Raw genomic sequence first — 15,360 nt, forward strand, 5'->3', positions numbered from 1 at the left:
ATGACCGCTCCTATCCTGACCCTGCCTCTCGCCGATCCCGATGCCACCGCCAGACTTGGCCGCGTCATCGCCCCCTTCCTGAAAGCGGGCGATGTTCTGTTGCTCGACGGCCAGATCGGGGCAGGGAAAACCCATTTTTCTCGGGCGTTGATCCAGTATCGGCTCGAAAGGCTCGGCATGTTCGAGGATGTGCCCTCGCCGACCTTTACTCTCGTGCAGGTCTATGAGGCCGAGCCCGAGATCTGGCATAGCGATCTCTATCGCCTTTCCCATCCCGATGACGTTCTGGAGCTCGGGCTCGAGGAGGCCTTCCATGACGCGATCTGTCTGGTTGAATGGCCCGATCGTCTGGGAGATCTGGTCCCCCATGCCGCGCTGCACCTTGCCTTCTCGCTGACAGAAGATGGTGCGGCACGGCAGGTGGTCTTCAGCGGCGACGAGACATGGGCGCGGCGTCTGCCGGATATGCTGGAGGGGCTGTGATGGACATCGAGCGCTTCCTCGCGCAGGCAGGCTGGGGCGGTGCGCAGCGCGAGCCGCTTGCCGGCGATGCTTCTGCCCGTCGCTACGAGCGGGTCGGGGGAGAGCGCCCCGCCGTCCTCATGATCACCCAGCCGGGAGACGAGTTGCAACGGTTCCTCCGCATGACCGACTGGCTGGCGGCGCAGGGGTTTTCGGTCCCGCAGATCTATGCCCGCGCGCCAGAGCAGGGGTTGCTGCTGCTCGAGGATCTGGGGGATGACCTTGTGGCGCGGCTCATTGGCGCCGACCCCGCCCGCGAGGACGAGCTTTACGGTCTGATCACCGATGTGCTGGTTGCCCTGCGTGCGGTGACACCGCCCGCGGGTCTGACGGAACTGGATGGCCGCGGGCTTGCCGCGCTGACGAAGCTGACCGAGGACTGGTATCCGATGACGGCGGCGGCGGATCTCTCGGGGGACATTGCCCGCGCGTTCGAGGCGCTGGATGACGGTCAGCGTGTTGTGTCGCTCCGGGATTTCCACGCCGAGAACGCGCTCCTTCTGCCCGCGCGGCAGGGCGTCGCCCGGCTCGGACTTCTGGATTATCAGGACGCGGTCCTGGCCCATCCCGCCTATGATCTCGTCTCGGCCCTGCAGGATGCACGGCGCGATGTCTCGCGCCAGACTGAAACAGCCCAGATCGCGCGCTATTGCGCCATGACGGGGCAGGATAACGCAATTTTTTCCGCCATTTACGCCTGTCTCGGGGCGCAGCGTGCGTTGCGCATTCTGGGAATTTTCGTGCGCCTGTGCGTGGCAATGGGCAAGCCGCGCTATCTCGAGTTCATGCCGCGCGTCTGGGGACATCTCGATCACAATCTGGCCCACCCCGCCCTCGCGCAATTGCGCGCAACGGTCATGGCAGCTATGCCGCGCCCCGATGTCCCCCTGATCGAGGAGATACGCCGACAATGTGCGACACGCCCGATAGCCTGATGTTGTTTGCCGCCGGTTTCGGCACGCGGATGGGGGCGCTGACCGCGGATTGTCCGAAGCCGCTCGTTGAGGTGGCGGGGCGTCCGCTCATTGATCATGCGCTCGATCTGGTCGTGGAGGCCGGGATCGGACGGAGCGTCGCCAATATCCATTATCGCGGCGATCAGATCGTCCGGCATCTGGCAGGGTCCGATGTGATGATTTCCGACGAGACGGACGAGATTCTGGAAACCGGTGGCGGGCTGCGCAAGGCGCTTCCGCTTCTGGGGCAGGGGCCTGTGTTTACGCTCAATACCGATGCCATCTGGACAGGCCCGAATCCGCTCGCGGCCCTGCGCACAGCATGGGACCCGAAGAAGATGTCAGCGCTGCTGATGCTGGTGCCGCCGGAACGGGCGACGGGTCATAAAGGCGCGGGCGATTTTACCTTGACGGAGGGGCGCCTGACGCGTGGTCCCGGATTTGTCTATACTGGTGCGCAGCTTATCGATCCGTCAGAACTTTCGGAAATTCCTGAAGCCGCGTTTTCGCTGAACCTGCTCTGGGACAGGATGCTGGCACAGGGGCGGGTGTACGGTCTCGTCCATTCGGGCGGCTGGTGTGATGTCGGGCGTCCCGAAAGCATTCCGCTGGCCGAGGCGCTGCTGGAGCTGGCCGATGATTGAGCGCGGCATCTATGCGCTGCCTTGCGGCGTGGATTTTCCCCGCGAGCTGGTGGCAGGTCTGATCGCGCGGATGCAGGACCAGCCGCCCGAGGCCATGGCGCGGGTGCGGCTCTATCTGAACTCGGGGCGGATGCTACGCCGTGTGCGTGAGGAATTCGACCGACATGGAGCGCGGTTTCTGCCGCAGCTGAAACTGGTGACCGATCTCGGGCGGGCGCCCATGCGCGGGCTGCCCCCCGCCGAGCCCGCGCTCCGGCGGCGGCTCGAGCTGGCGCAGCTGGTCGCGGGGCTGGTCGACCGTTTGCCGGGGTTCGAGGCGGGGCACGGGATCTTCGGGCTGGCTGACAGTCTGGCCACGCTGATGGCCGAGATGCAGAGCGAGGGCGTGACGCCCGACGATCTCGAGGCGCTGGAGATTGCCGATACCCATGCGCAACACTGGCGGTTGAGCCTTAATTTCATTCGCATTGTTGCCCGCTATTTCGAGGCTGACGCAACCCCCGATGCCGAAGCCCGCCAGCGCCGTGTGGTCGAGCAGATCATCGCGGATTGGGCGGAAGCAGGGCCGACAGATCCGATCATCGTGGCGGGTTCGACCGGCTCGCGCGGGGCCACGGGGCTGTTCATGCAGGCGGTTGCACGGCTTCCCCAAGGCGCGCTGGTGCTGCCGGGGTTTGATTTCTCGATGCCGGAGCATGCGTGGAAAAGCCTGAAGTCGGGCAGTTTCCCGATCGAGGATCACCCGCAATACCGCTATCGCGCGATGCTGGATGCGGTCGAGGCGGAGCCCGGCGATGTGCTCCGCTGGCATGACCGCTCCGAGCCGTCACCGGAGCGTAACGCGCTGATCTCGCTGGCGCTGCGCCCCGCACCGGTGACCGATCAATGGATGCGCGAGGGCGCGGATCTGCCCGATCTGCTGGACGCCTGCAAGGATCTGACGCTGATCGAGGCGCGTGATCCGCGCGCCGAGGCCAATGCCATCGCGCTGGTTTTGCGCGATGCGGCCGAGCGTGGGGTGCCGACCGCGCTCATCACGCCCGACCGGATGCTGACCCGGCGGGTGGCGGTGGCGCTTGACCGCTGGGGGATCATCCCCGATGACTCGGCGGGGCAACCGCTGCAACAGACCGCGCCGGGGCGGCTCTTGCGCCATCTGGCGGCGATGCGTGGCGAGGCGCTGACGCTGGACGGGCTGCTGATCCTGCTCAAACATCCGCTGACCGCCACAGGCTCGACGATGCGCGGGACGCATCTTCGCTATACCCGTGAACTGGAGCTGGATCTGCGCCGCAACGGGCCGGCTTTCCCCGATCATCCGGCGTTGGTGGCATGGGCACAGAAATATGCCGATAAACCCGACTATGTTGAGAAACTGACATGGGCGAACTGGCTGGGCGCGTTTTTCCCCATGCTGATGTCGCCTTATGAACAGCCGCTTAGTGACTGTGTCAGCCACCATCTGGCCCTTGCGGCGCATCTGGCGACAGGGCCGGATGGCTCGGTCGAGGCCAGCGAGCTGTGGCTTCAGGATGGCGGGCGCGAGGCATGGCGGGTGTTTTCCGAACTGGCCCGCGAGGCGGTGAATGGCGGCAGCTATACGGCGGCCTCCTATACCGATCTGGTCAATCACCTGCTGCAGGGGTCGATGACACGCGCGGGTCTCGCCGCCCATCGTGACATCACCATTTTCGGGGCGCTCGAGGCGCGGGTTCAGGGCGCGGAGCAGGTCATTCTGGCAGGGCTGAACGAGGGCTCGTGGCCCGAAGCCCCCGATCCCGATCCGTGGCTCTCGCGGCAGATGCGTCTGGCGGCGGGGCTGTTGCTGCCCGAACGCCAGACCGGACTTTCGGCGCATGACTTCCAGCAAGCGGTTGGTGCCCCGCGCGTGATCCTGACGCGCGCGAAACGTGATGCCGAGGCCGAGACCGTGCCCTCGCGCTGGGTGAACCGGCTGGTCAACCTGATGTCGGGCCTGCCCGACCGGCGTGGCCCCGAGGCGCTTGTCGAGATGCGCGCGCGCGGCGCGACATGGCTCGGGCTCGCCTCGAGCCTCGACCGTCCGCTGGGCGAGACCAAGCCCATGCGCCGACCCTCGCCGCGCCCGCCGATTGAGGCGCGGCCCAAGGATCTGTCGGTCACGCAGGTGAAGACGCTGATCCGCGATCCCTATACGATCTATGCCCGAAAGGTGCTGCGGCTTTATCCGCTCAACCCGCTGCGTCCCGAGCCGGATGCGCTGCAACGGGGCAATGTGCTGCACGAGATCGTCGAGCGTTATGTGAAGGAGCGCCCCGAGGGCGAGCAGGCGGCAGAGGGTGAGCAGCGCCTCATCCGCATCGCCGAGGAGGTGCTCGGGCAATCGGTGCCATGGCCCTCGGTGCAGCGGCTCTGGCTCGCGCGGATCACCAAGATCGCGCAGCGATTTGCCACGGACGAGGTGGCGCGCGCCAAGCTGGGCAAACCCGCGATCATCGAGGAAAAGGGCGGGCTTGCCGTGCCCGACCTCGCGTTCCGCCTGACCGCCAAGCCCGACCGGATCGACATTCTGACAAACGGGTTGAGCCGGATTTACGACTATAAATCAGGGGTTCTACCCTCTGCAGGCGAGATGATCCATTTCGACAAGCAGCTTCTGCTGGAGGCGGCGATGGTCAGGCGTGGGGCCTTCAGCCAGATCGGCCCGAGCGAGGTGGAAGGCATGACCTATATCCGTCTGGGCGGCGAGGGCGAGACGGCCCCCTATACCACGACAGTCGAGTTCAAACCCCGCGGCGGTGAGCTTCAGACCGAGACGGCGGAAGAGGCATGGGCCAAATTCTGCAAGCTGGTGGGCACTTACATGAAGCCGGAGCAGGGCTTTACCGCGCGGCGCGCAATGCACGGCGCGCAGGATAGCAGCGATTACGACCAGCTCTCTCGCTATGGCGAGTGGGAGCTGAGCGAGATACCGGACGGGGAAGATCTGATATGAGCACCACCCCCTTGCGCAATGACGCCACGCTCCGCCAGATCCGCGCGGCCTCGCCCACGGCCTCCACATGGCTTTCGGCCAATGCGGGGTCTGGCAAGACGCGGGTGCTGACCGACCGTGTCGCGCGGCTCCTGCTGAACGGGAGCGAGCCGCAGAAGGTCCTGTGCCTGACCTATACCAAGGCGGCGGCAACCGAGATGCAGAACCGTCTGCTGAAACGTCTGGGCGAATGGGCGATGCTGCCCGATGACGCGCTACGCCAGCAACTTCTTGATCTGGGTGAGGAAATCACCATCGATGCCGAGCGTCTGGCCGAGGCGCGCAGGCTCTTTGCCAAAGCGATCGAGACGCCGGGCGGGTTGAAGATCCAGACCATCCACTCTTTCTGTGCAGCCCTCCTGCGGCGGTTCCCGCTTGAGGCGGGGGTGCCGCATGGGTTCTCGGAGATGGATGACCGCTCGGGCGATCTCTTGCGTCAGTCCATCCTCGAGGAGATTGCCACAGGTGAGGATTGCCCTGTGCTGGACGGGCTGGTGCGGTATTATTCAACCGATGATCTGGGCGGGCTGCTGGCCAATATCGCGGGCAACAAGGACGGGTTCGCACAGGATCTGACCCGCGACAAAATCCTTCCGCTTTATGGTCTGCCTCCCGGGTTCGACGCTCAGGCGCTGCTGGACGAGGTGTTTGACGCCCATGATCTGAAGACCCTGCGGGATCTGGTGGCGGTTATGGCCAAGGGGGCGGCGACCGATCAGAAAAATGCGCTGAAACTCGGCCTGATCACGGCACCCGATCTGGAGGCGCTGGCCATTCTGGAGGATGTCTGCCTGACGGGGGCCACGGCCAAGGCGCCGTTTTCGGCCAAAATCGGCACGGTCCCCACCAAGGCGACACAGAAGGCGGCGGGGACGGCGATGGACCCGTTCAACGAACTGATGGAGCGGGTTGAACAGGCCCGTCCCTTGCGTCTAGGTCTGCAAGCCGCCGACCGCACCGAGGCGTTGCAGACCTTCGCGCGGGTCTTCCTGCCGAAGCTCGAGGCGGCAAAGGCCGCGCGAGGCTGGCTCGATTTCGACGATCTGATCGAGCGGGCAGGACGGTTGTTGTCGGATAGCACCATGGCGCAATGGGTGTTGTTCCGGCTGGATGGCGGGATCGACCATATTCTCGTGGACGAGGCGCAGGATACCTCGCCCAGCCAGTGGAAGGTCATCGAGCGTCTGGCCGACGAGTTTACCGCAGGCGAGGGCGCGCGCGACGAGACGCGCACGATCTTCGTGGTGGGCGATCGCAAGCAGTCGATCTATTCCTTCCAGGGGGCCGATCTGCGCGCGTTCGAGGCGATGCAGCGGCATTTTGCGCAGAAATTCGCAGCCGTCGGACGGCCCTTGCAGGAAGCGCAGCTTCTGCACAGTTTCCGTTCCTCGGCGGCGGTGCTGGGCTTGACCGATGTGACCTTTCTGGGCGAGGCCAATGAGGGTCTGGGCGGCGCGCCCGAGCATATCGCCTTTTTCGACCAGATGCCCGGTCGGGTAGATCTGTGGCCGGTGGTCGAGAAGACCGAGACCGAGCAGGAAGAGACATGGGAGAACCCCGTCGACCTGCGCACCGATACCGATCCGACCGTGGTGCTGGCCCGCACCGTGGCCGCCGAGATCCGCGCGATGATCGATCAGGGTGTGCGCCTGCCCGAGGGCAAGGAGAGCCGCCCGCTGCATGAGGGCGATATCCTCATTCTGGTGCAGCGGCGCGGCGCGCTCTTTTCCGAGATCATCCGCGCGTGCAAGGCGGCGGGGCTGGCGATTGCCGGCGCCGACCGGTTGAAGCTGGGGGCGGAGCTGGCGGTGAAGGATATCCGCTCGGTGCTGGCCTTCCTTGCCACGGCCGAGGATGATCTGGCCTTGGCCGAGGCGCTGAAATCGCCGCTGTTTGGCTGGAGCGAGCAGGATCTCTATACGCTGGCGCAGCCGCGCAAGGGCTACCTGTGGGAGGCTTTGCGCAAATCCGAAAGCCATCCCGAAACGCTGAGGATCCTGCAGGATCTGCGCGATCAGGCCGATTTCCTGCGTCCGCATGATCTGATCGAGCGGCTCTTGACCCGCCATGGCGGGCGCGAGCGGCTGATCGCGCGGCTGGGGGTCGAGGCCGAGGACGGGATCGACGAGCTGATCTCGCAGGCGCTGGCGTTCGAGCGGGCCGAGGTGCCGAGCCTGACGGGGTTCCTCGTGTGGCTCGATGCCGATGATGTCGAGGTCAAACGCCAGCTGGCCGGGGCGGGGCGCTCGATCCGTGTGATGACGGTGCATGGTTCCAAAGGGCTCGAGGCGCCGGTAGTCATCCTGCCCGATACGGGCAAGCCGCATGTCAAGGCACGGCCGCTCAATATCTACCGGCTCGAGGATGGCACGGCGGCATGGGCCGCGCCGTCTGCCGACCGGTCTCCCGAGGAGGCGGATGCGCAGGCGGCCAATGTCGCGCGCCAGACCGAGGAGAAGATGCGTCTCCTCTATGTGGCGATGACGCGGGCCGAGAAATGGCTGATTGTGGCCGCGCAGGGCAAGATCGGCGAGGGCGATGACAGCTGGTATTCGATGATCTCGACCGGCCTTGTGCAGGCAGGGGACCGCCCCGCCACGGGCCATTCCCCCGATCTGCAGAGCCTGGGAGAGATCCGCCGCGTGCAATATGGCAACTGGCCCGAGGCGGGGTTCAAGGCCGGGCGCGTGGTCGAGACCTATCCCGAGCTGCCCGATTGGGCGCGTCTGCCCGCCTTGCGCCCCGAGCGCCCGAAGCGCGTGCTGACGCCTTCGGATCTGGGCGGGGCGAAAGCATTGGCGGGCGATCTGCCCGGTATCTTCGACGAGGAGGCGGCCAAACGGCGCGGGCGCCAGATCCATATGTTGCTCGAGCATCTCCCTAACTGGCCCGAGGCCGACTGGGAGGACTGGGCACGCGATCTGCTGCTGAGTGGCGAGGACGCGGCCCATGAGACCGAGCTACCCGCACTGATGGCCGAGGCGCGGGCGGTGCTGTCCGCCCCCGCGATGCAGCCCTTCCTTGCGCCCGAGGCTCTGGCCGAGGTGGAGCTGACGGCCACGCTGGACGGTGAACTGATGCACGGGATCATCGACCGGCTTCTGGTCGGGCCGGATCTCGTGCAGGTGCTGGATTACAAATCGAACCAGATCGTGCCTGCCGATGTGGCGCAGACGCCGCTCGGACTGGTCCGCCAACTGGCGGCCTATCGGGCCATGCTGCGCCAGATCTATCCCGACCGCCGGATCGAATGCGGTCTCCTGTGGACGGCGCAGGCGCGGATCGACTGGCTGGGGGACGCACAGATGGATGCGGCTTTGCGCACCGAGAGCGCATCTTGACGGCGCGGGGCCGCATACCTACGTTCTCATCAACTTAGTATTCAGGAGAAATCCCATGGCAACAGTCGCAGTCACCGACGCAACCTTCGATTCCGAAGTCCGTAAATCCGACGTCCCCGTCGTCGTCGATTTCTGGGCGGAATGGTGCGGCCCGTGCCGCCAGATCGGCCCGGCGCTCGAAGAGATCGCAGGCGAGATGGCCGGTAAGGTCAAGATCGTAAAGGTCAATGTCGACGAGAACCCCGAAAGCCCCGCCGCTCTTGGCGTGCGCGGTATTCCGGCGCTCTTCCTGTTCAAGGATGGCGAGGTCGTCTCCAACAAGATCGGCGCGGCTCCGAAAGCGGCGCTTCAGAACTGGATCAACGACGCGATCTGATCGTTTTGATATCACTCTGAAAAGGCGCCTTTCGGGGCGTCTTTTTTATGTCGGTTCAGCCGGTCGAATGGCTTGAGATCGCGAAGCTCTGCGGGTGGAATTTTGGCTGGCCATCGCTCATTGTGGTGACATCCGGCGTGGCCTTCAGCCCGAGGGCGGTCAGAAATTCTGTATAGGGGCCCTCTTCAAGGCGGGTATCAAGCCGCACGAACCTTCCCGCAAGCCCTGCCATGAGCGAGGTGGTCAGCCGGATCGCATCCTGACTCCCTGTGGCGGTAACCGGTCCGATAAGTGTGCCGCGCCCGAAGCGCCTGCGCATGCCAAACCCCGTGATTTGTCCGCGCGCCTCGATCACATAACAATCCGAACGATCCGCCAAAACGGCAAGCAGAGCGCGCCGGTCGGCCTCATAGCTTTCTCCGTCAAGCGCATAGATGGCCTGCAGATCTTGCGCTTCGGCCTTGCGGACTTCGCGGGCGATAGAAAAATCGCATGGCAGGATCCCCTCGTATTTATAGACAGGCAGATCCGCCCGCATTCCGAGATCACGATAGGAGGCGACATCATTTTTGCAGGCGTTGAGAAAAACGCCTCTGGTGCTGCGGCTTCGCGTGCTCCGGTCGATCATTTCGTGCGCCAGCGTTCCGAACAGGCTGGTTCGGGCCAGTTTGGGATGGGCAATCACCATCCCGATGGAGGCCAGATCGCCCTGATAGGGGAAATACATTGCCGAACCATGCACCCGATCCAGCGCATCGACCGCCACAATCCCGTGCCCGATCTGTAGATTGGTCTCCCAATCGGCCCGCCGATGTGGCCAGCCCAAAGAGACCGAGAGGCCGTGCAGCGCCTCGAGATGTTCGAACCCCATAGGCCTGAAAACGAGGTCGAGAGTGTCCGTGTGATGTCGGGGGGGATGGAGATAGGCCATATATATAGTGCCCTCAAGAGGCGATCGGGGTGGGTATGTCGATGTCTGCCTCCGGCACCGGCCAGCCTTTGGCATGCAGATGCGCCAGAAGACGGGCCTCGAATTCGGGGCGGGCGGCATTGAGCGCCTGATCACGCAGGAACCATGTCAGGTATTTAGCGAAATTCTGGCGTTTTGCCAGCATTTCCAGCGCTGCATCAAGCCCCATATGCGGCACGGAGCCCGCGATATGGTGGAAGTCGACCTGCGCGAAGAGAAGCGCGGGTTTGCGCAGGATATAGCCCTCGAAGGCGACCGAGGAGTTCTGCGTGATCACATAGGAACAGCGGCGCAGCAACTCGGGCGTGCCGCCTTCCTGCACTGAGAAATGCGGATAGCGGTTGGCCAGCGCCACCAGCATCTGGCGTTCGGCGGGGGTATAGTCCTCATTCGGATGGAGCGTGGCAATTACCGGCTGGGTCACGCGCACCATCACCGTCTCGATCATCTCCATGGGGCTCATCGACTGGAAACTGCGATGGTCGGAGAGCCGGCCCTGCAGGGGCATCAGCGCGAAGCCCTCATCGGTGACCTTGTCCTTGCCCAGCACCTTCTCGCGCAAGGCGCGGTAGAAGGTCTTGGCCTCCTGCGTGTCGATTTTGCGGGCGGGGAATTTCTTGTGTGCGACAGGCCATTCCCAGCGTGCGGCCTGCGCCTCCACATGCCAGTAGGCACCGGTATAACTGCGGCGGCAGGTCAGCGCCCGGTCATGGGTGGGCTCTTCCATATGATAGAGCGCATAGCCCTTCTTCTCGGGCGCTTCCAGCCGCGCGTTGAGCGTGCTTTCCTCGACCGATACCGTCCATCCGACGGATTCCACCGCGCCGATGACGCGCTGGAAAAAGTTGTGCTGCCCCGCGTTCAGGCGGGCGAGGGCAGGCGGATCAAGGTAAAGTGTAAGATGCTGGTCCATTTTATCAGCTTTCCACCGCTTATCCATTTCGGCAAGTGCCAAGGTAGGGTTGCAAGCGTTTTCCTGCGCCTACATATCAGGGTCAAACGGAGGTTTGTATGTCGGAAGATAAATTCCCAGGCTGGCACGGCACAACAATTATCGGTGTGCGTAAAGGTGGTAAGGTCGTGGTGGCGGGTGACGGTCAGGTCAGCCTTGGCCCGACAGTGATCAAGGGCACGGCGCGCAAGGTGCGCAGGCTCAGCCCCGGTGGCCATGATGTGGTGGCGGGATTTGCAGGCTCGACGGCGGATGCCTTCACGCTGCTCGAGCGTCTCGAGATCAAGCTGGAAGCCGCTCCCGGTCAGCTGGCGCGGGCTTGTGTGGAGCTGGCCAAGGACTGGCGCACCGACAAATATCTGAAAAATCTCGAGGCGATGCTGATCGTGACCGATGGCACCGATCTGTTTGTCATCACCGGCGCAGGCGATGTGCTCGAGCCCGAACATAATATCGCGGCGATCGGCTCGGGCGGGAATTATGCGCTGGCGGCGGCCCGCGGCCTGATCGAGACCGATCTGGATGCCGAGGACGTGGCGCGCAAGGCGATGGCGATTGCCGCCGATATCTGCGTCTATACCAATGGCAATGTGACGGTGGAAACGATTGGCTGATCTCTCGTGGGCAGATCTGCGGGCGGCCGTCGCGGCGGGCCATCTGAGCGAGGCACAGGCTGCCTCGGTACAGGCGCTGGCCGCGGCACGGGCCAGTCACCGCGCTGCCGAGGACGAGCCGTTCGAGCTGTTCCGCGGCTTTGCCGAGATCTTTGTAACCGTGGGTCTGGGCATCCTGATTGCGGGGGCCTTCGGGCTGACGCTGACCGCAGGTGTTCTGCTGCCCGATCCGCAGACGGTGTTTACCACCGGCGTGGTGATGATCTATTCGCTTTGGGCTGTGGTCACATGGGGTCTGGCCGAGTATTTCACCCGCAAGCGGCGGATGGTGCTGCCCTCGATTCTCCTGGTGCTGACCTATGGCGCCTCGGTCCTGCCGCTGGCGATCTGGTGTCTGGGCCATGTGTTCAGCCTGCAATCCAGCCCCAAAGCCGTCGTGCTGACGCTGTCGGTGGTGATGGCGGGGGCGCTGGCGGCGTGGTATCGCCGCTTCCGGCTGCCCTTCACCATGGTGCTGATCGCGCTTTGCGGGCTGGCGGGGTGTTTCGTGCTCTTCGGCTCGACCGAGGATCTCTTCACCGCACCCTTCACCGCCTTTGACGAGACGATGGATCTGCGCAATTCGACGCTGGCGCTTGGCACGCTGATCTTCGGGCTAGCGGCCTTTGCGGGCGGTATGTGGTTCGATATGCGTGACCCGCACCGGCTGGGGCGGGCCTCGGCCAGCGGGTTCTGGCTGCATCTGTGTGCAGCCCCCGCGCTCGTCAATACGGTGGCGATGACCTTTATCGGCATGGGGCCGGGGCTGGGCTATGCGCTTCTGGCCCTGTCTCTGGTCGCGATCGCCCTGCTGGCGCTGATCATCGACCGTCGTTCTTTCCTGACCGTGGGCATCGGCTATCTGATCTTTCTGGTCAGCTGGCTGACCGATGCCGAGACCCCGACCGATAACTGGTTCGAGGTCTCGGCCACGGTTCTCTTCTTTACCGGCATCGTGCTGACCGCGCTTGGCGCGTGGTGGACGGGGCTGCGTGTCGCGCTGATGCGCGCGCTGCCCGAGTTTCCCGGCAAGTCAGCCCTGCCGCCCTATAAAACGGAGTAATCCATGAGCACTCTCACCCCGCGTGAAATCGTATCCGAGCTTGACCGCTTCATCATCGGCCAGTCCGAGGCCAAGAAGGCCGTAGCTGTGGCCCTGCGCAACCGCTGGCGCCGCCACAAGCTGTCCGATGACATCCGCGACGAAGTCTATCCCAAGAACATCCTGATGATCGGCCCGACCGGCGTCGGCAAGACCGAGATCTCGCGTCGCTTGGCGAAACTGGCCAAGGCGCCCTTCCTGAAGGTCGAGGCGACCAAGTTCACCGAAGTGGGCTATGTGGGCCGCGATGTCGAGCAGATCATCCGCGATCTGACCGATGTGGCACTGGTCGAGACCCGCGAGCATATGCGTGAAGAGGTCAAGGCCCGCGCCCACGCAGCCGCCGAAGAGCGCGTGATCGAGGCGATTGCCGGCACCGACGCCCGTGAGTCGACCCGCGAGATGTTCCGCAAGAAGCTGCGCGACGGGATGCTGGACGATAAGGAGATCGAGATCGAGATCTCCGATCCCACGGGCGGCATGCCTTTGGGCATGATGGGCGGCCAGCCCGGCATGGAGCAACAGATGCAGGGGCTGCAGGAATTGTTCAAGGCGTTCGGGTCAGGCCGGAAGCAGCGTCGCAAGGTCACCGTGAAGGAGAGCTATGAACTTCTGATTGCCGAGGAGGCCGACAAGCTGCTGGATGACGAGAAGGTCAAGGAGGCCGCGTTGGAGGCCGTGCAGCATGGCGGGATTGTGTTCATCGACGAGATCGACAAGGTCTGCGCGCGGCAGGAAACCCGTGGCGGCGATGTCTCGCGCGAGGGGGTGCAGCGGGATCTGCTGCCGCTGATCGAGGGCACGACGGTCTCGACCAAACATGGTCCGGTGAAGACCGACCATATCCTGTTCATCGCCTCGGGGGCCTTCCATATCGCCAAGCCTTCGGACCTTTTGCCCGAGCTGCAGGGCCGTCTGCCGATCCGTGTGGAACTGCGCGCGCTGACCGAGGCGGATTTCGTCCGTATCCTCACCGAGACTGACAATGCGCTGACCCGTCAGTATACCGCCTTGATGGGCACAGAGGAGGTGGTGGTGGAATTCACCGAGGACGGGATCGCCGCTCTGGCGCGAATTGCCGCCGAGGTGAATGCCACGGTCGAGAATATCGGGGCGCGCCGTCTTTATACGGTGATGGAGCGGGTGTTCGAGGAACTGTCCTTCACCGCGCCGGATCGCGGGGGCGAAACGGTGCAGATTGACGCAGCATTTGTCGAGAACGAGGTGGGCGCTTTGGCCAAATCTTCCGATCTCAGCCGGTATGTTTTGTAACATGTGCACAAAATAGGGGCGCAAGGCATGGCTTTGCGCCCCTATTCATGACAGGTTTGCAACCGTAGGATAAATTCTTATTGTTGAATTAACCTTTCTTGCCGACCCTTTTGATCAGGCCCCTCGTTCCGAGCGGCTGGAAATCGAAAGGAGAGCGTATGAGACTCCAACGATGGATGGTTGCCATTGGTTTGGCATTGGGGCTTTTGCCCCTGCAGGCACAAGCGCGCTGCGATCTGGCACTGGTTCTGGCACTCGACATTTCCGCCTCGATCGACAGTCGCGAGTATACTTTACAAAAAGACGGAATGGCCCTGGCTCTGGCCAATCCGGAGGTGATACAGGCCATCGAGGATCGTGGTGGGATCTGGCTTTACGGCTTCGAGTGGAGCGGGACCTACCAGATCTACGAGACCCTGCCTTGGGTCTTTGTGGATAGTCCCGATACGATCATTGGCGCGGCCGAGCGGATGCGGGCCATGCCGAGGCCGGTCAGCAATTATCCGACCGCTCTGGGCTATGCGTTGGGCGAGGCCGTGATCGCGCTCAACCGCGCGCCCGAGGACTGTTATCGCAAGATCATCGATGTGGCGGGTGATGGCATCAACAATGCGGGCTTCCCGCCACAGAGCGCCTATGCGGCGGCGGATATGTCGGGGATCACGGTGAATGCGCTGGTGATCGAGGGAGAATTACCCTCGCCGATCCCCTATTTCGAGGCGCAGGTGCTTCACGGACCTGCGGCCTTTGTAGAAGTGGCGCAAAGCTATCAGGATTATCAGGAGGCGATGACGCGCAAACTCTTGCGGGAAATCTCGCCGGCTTCCTTCGTGATGCTGGAGCCTCGGCTGCAACCGGATTATCCGCGCAGTTTGCGAAGATAGACGTAATAGGCCCCTTCGCCGCCATGGCGCTGATGGGCCTGTGACACCTGCATCACCACGGGGCCGAGCGGCGGCAGACGCAGCCATTGCGGCACCTGATGGCGCAGCACACCACGACGGGTCGGGATCGGATCCCAATCCTCCACGACCTTGCCCTTGCCGGTGATCACCAGAACCAGCCGGTGCCCGTGATCCTGCGCCCGCAGGATAAAGCTGATCAGCTCGGGATGGGCTTCGGCCTGTGTCATCCCGTGCAGGTCGATACGGGCATCGGGCACCAGCTTTCCGCGGGTCATCTGCTTGTGGGCCTTATGATCCATGCGCAGTGGCTGGGTCCGGAGGCTATCGGCGATCGATTTGGGCGGCGTATGCGACCACCCTGTCCGCGGGGTCGCGCCGCCCAGCCGCAGCTTTCCCAGATCGGCCTTGGGCGGATCGGGGAGGGGCTTCTCGAGGGGCGTCGGCGGTTTGGCCAGCGCCTCCTCATCCGGCTGCTCGGGTTTGCGTGTGCCATGAAAAAGCCGCGTGGTGCGTGCCACGCGGTCCCAGAGCTCGCGCTCCTCCTCGCTGAGTTTGCGTTTGCGCGCCATCCGGCTCAGCCCCACCTTGTCTGGAGGGCGATGCAAAACGCCGCCCCTGTGGCGGCGTAGAGCGGAGATATGCAGGCGCGGGCCA

13 protein-coding genes are annotated in these 15,360 nt (G+C 63.9%); 10 read left to right on the plus strand and 3 right to left on the minus strand.

Annotation, left to right across the window (positions count from 1 at the left end):
• Genes tsaE through trxA form a run of 6 tightly spaced genes read left to right on the plus strand, consistent with a single transcriptional unit; the run spans position 1 to position 8,852 of the window.
• Positions 1-483 carry a tRNA (adenosine(37)-N6)-threonylcarbamoyltransferase complex ATPase subunit type 1 TsaE gene (gene tsaE / locus VSX56_RS03160; RefSeq protein ID WP_339113626.1) on the plus strand — a complete coding sequence of 161 codons (483 nt, stop codon included), beginning with the start codon at positions 1-3 and terminating at the stop codon, positions 481-483.
• Positions 483-1,457 carry an aminoglycoside phosphotransferase family protein gene (locus tag VSX56_RS03165; RefSeq protein WP_350934794.1) on the plus strand — a complete coding sequence of 325 codons (975 nt, stop codon included), beginning with the start codon at positions 483-485 and terminating at the stop codon, positions 1,455-1,457. The genes tsaE and VSX56_RS03165 overlap by 1 nt, the downstream gene beginning before the upstream one ends.
• On the plus strand, positions 1,433-2,122 hold the full coding sequence (locus VSX56_RS03170) for a nucleotidyltransferase family protein (RefSeq protein WP_350934796.1): 690 nt from the start codon (positions 1,433-1,435) through the stop codon (positions 2,120-2,122). Before VSX56_RS03165 ends, VSX56_RS03170 begins: the two co-directional genes overlap by 25 nt.
• The gene (addB, locus tag VSX56_RS03175; protein ID WP_350934798.1) at positions 2,115-5,096 is read left to right on the plus strand and encodes a double-strand break repair protein AddB; all 2,982 of its coding nucleotides are present in this window, start codon (positions 2,115-2,117) and stop codon (positions 5,094-5,096) included. Before VSX56_RS03170 ends, addB begins: the two co-directional genes overlap by 8 nt.
• Positions 5,093-8,476, plus strand: coding sequence for a double-strand break repair helicase AddA (gene addA / locus VSX56_RS03180; protein ID WP_350934800.1), 3,384 nt, complete (start codon positions 5,093-5,095; stop codon positions 8,474-8,476). Before addB ends, addA begins: the two co-directional genes overlap by 4 nt.
• Positions 8,477-8,531: 55 nt before the next feature.
• Positions 8,532-8,852 carry a thioredoxin gene (gene trxA, locus VSX56_RS03185; protein ID WP_339113621.1) on the plus strand — a complete coding sequence of 107 codons (321 nt, stop codon included), beginning with the start codon at positions 8,532-8,534 and terminating at the stop codon, positions 8,850-8,852.
• Between the two features lie 55 nt (positions 8,853-8,907).
• Here the strand turns inward: trxA and VSX56_RS03190 are convergent, their stop codons facing one another.
• Both VSX56_RS03190 and VSX56_RS03195 read right to left on the minus strand, forming a co-directional pair.
• On the minus strand, positions 8,908-9,723 hold the full coding sequence (locus VSX56_RS03190; protein ID WP_350934803.1) for a GNAT family N-acetyltransferase: 816 nt from the start codon (positions 9,721-9,723) through the stop codon (positions 8,908-8,910).
• Between the two features lie 73 nt (positions 9,724-9,796).
• Positions 9,797-10,735, minus strand: a complete 939-nt coding sequence (locus tag VSX56_RS03195) for a hypothetical protein (protein ID WP_350934805.1) — start codon at positions 10,733-10,735, stop codon at positions 9,797-9,799.
• Positions 10,736-10,833: 98 nt separating this feature from the next.
• Here VSX56_RS03195 and hslV point away from each other — a divergent pair, with 98 nt between their 5' ends.
• The 4 genes from hslV to VSX56_RS03215 all read left to right on the plus strand — a co-directional run bounded on the left by hslV (position 10,834) and on the right by VSX56_RS03215 (position 14,685).
• Entirely contained in the window at positions 10,834-11,388 is a 555-nt protein-coding gene (gene hslV, locus VSX56_RS03200; RefSeq protein WP_339113618.1) for an ATP-dependent protease subunit HslV, read from the plus strand.
• A complete protein-coding gene (locus tag VSX56_RS03205) occupies positions 11,381-12,490 on the plus strand; it encodes a hypothetical protein (RefSeq protein ID WP_350934808.1) in 1,110 nt (369 codons plus the stop codon). Before hslV ends, VSX56_RS03205 begins: the two co-directional genes overlap by 8 nt.
• Positions 12,491-12,493: 3 nt before the next feature.
• On the plus strand, positions 12,494-13,801 hold the full coding sequence (gene hslU, locus VSX56_RS03210) for an ATP-dependent protease ATPase subunit HslU (protein ID WP_350934810.1): 1,308 nt from the start codon (positions 12,494-12,496) through the stop codon (positions 13,799-13,801).
• 158 nt (positions 13,802-13,959) lie between these two features.
• Positions 13,960-14,685, plus strand: coding sequence for a DUF1194 domain-containing protein (locus VSX56_RS03215; protein WP_350934812.1), 726 nt, complete (start codon positions 13,960-13,962; stop codon positions 14,683-14,685).
• Here VSX56_RS03215 and VSX56_RS03220 read toward each other — a convergent pair.
• Entirely contained in the window at positions 14,661-15,275 is a 615-nt protein-coding gene (locus VSX56_RS03220; RefSeq protein WP_350935188.1) for a Smr/MutS family protein, read from the minus strand. The genes VSX56_RS03215 and VSX56_RS03220 overlap by 25 nt on opposite strands.
• Positions 15,276-15,360 lie beyond the last annotated feature (85 nt).

Source organism: Thioclava kandeliae, assembly GCF_040297545.1.
In the GTDB taxonomy this organism is placed as follows: Bacteria; Pseudomonadota; Alphaproteobacteria; order Rhodobacterales; family Rhodobacteraceae; genus Thioclava; species Thioclava kandeliae.

What these genes read in the sequence shown, in the direction of transcription:
- addB (WP_350934798.1), top strand. Translation starts at nt 2,115, where the DNA reads ATGATTGAGCGCGGCATCTATGCGCTGCCTTGCGGCGTGGATTTTCCC.
- addA (WP_350934800.1), top strand. Translation starts at nt 5,093, where the DNA reads ATGAGCACCACCCCCTTGCGCAATGACGCCACGCTCCGCCAGATCCGC.
- hslU (WP_350934810.1), top strand. Translation starts at nt 12,494, where the DNA reads ATGAGCACTCTCACCCCGCGTGAAATCGTATCCGAGCTTGACCGCTTC.
- VSX56_RS03195 (WP_350934805.1), bottom strand. Translation starts at nt 10,735, where the DNA reads ATGGACCAGCATCTTACACTTTACCTTGATCCGCCTGCCCTCGCCCGC.
- tsaE (WP_339113626.1), top strand. Translation starts at nt 1, where the DNA reads ATGACCGCTCCTATCCTGACCCTGCCTCTCGCCGATCCCGATGCCACC.
- VSX56_RS03170 (WP_350934796.1), top strand. Translation starts at nt 1,433, where the DNA reads ATGTGCGACACGCCCGATAGCCTGATGTTGTTTGCCGCCGGTTTCGGC.
- VSX56_RS03165 (WP_350934794.1), top strand. Translation starts at nt 483, where the DNA reads ATGGACATCGAGCGCTTCCTCGCGCAGGCAGGCTGGGGCGGTGCGCAG.
- VSX56_RS03190 (WP_350934803.1), bottom strand. Translation starts at nt 9,723, where the DNA reads ATGGGGTTCGAACATCTCGAGGCGCTGCACGGCCTCTCGGTCTCTTTG.
- VSX56_RS03215 (WP_350934812.1), top strand. Translation starts at nt 13,960, where the DNA reads ATGAGACTCCAACGATGGATGGTTGCCATTGGTTTGGCATTGGGGCTT.
- VSX56_RS03220 (WP_350935188.1), bottom strand. Translation starts at nt 15,275, where the DNA reads ATGGCGCGCAAACGCAAACTCAGCGAGGAGGAGCGCGAGCTCTGGGAC.
- hslV (WP_339113618.1), top strand. Translation starts at nt 10,834, where the DNA reads ATGTCGGAAGATAAATTCCCAGGCTGGCACGGCACAACAATTATCGGT.
- trxA (WP_339113621.1), top strand. Translation starts at nt 8,532, where the DNA reads ATGGCAACAGTCGCAGTCACCGACGCAACCTTCGATTCCGAAGTCCGT.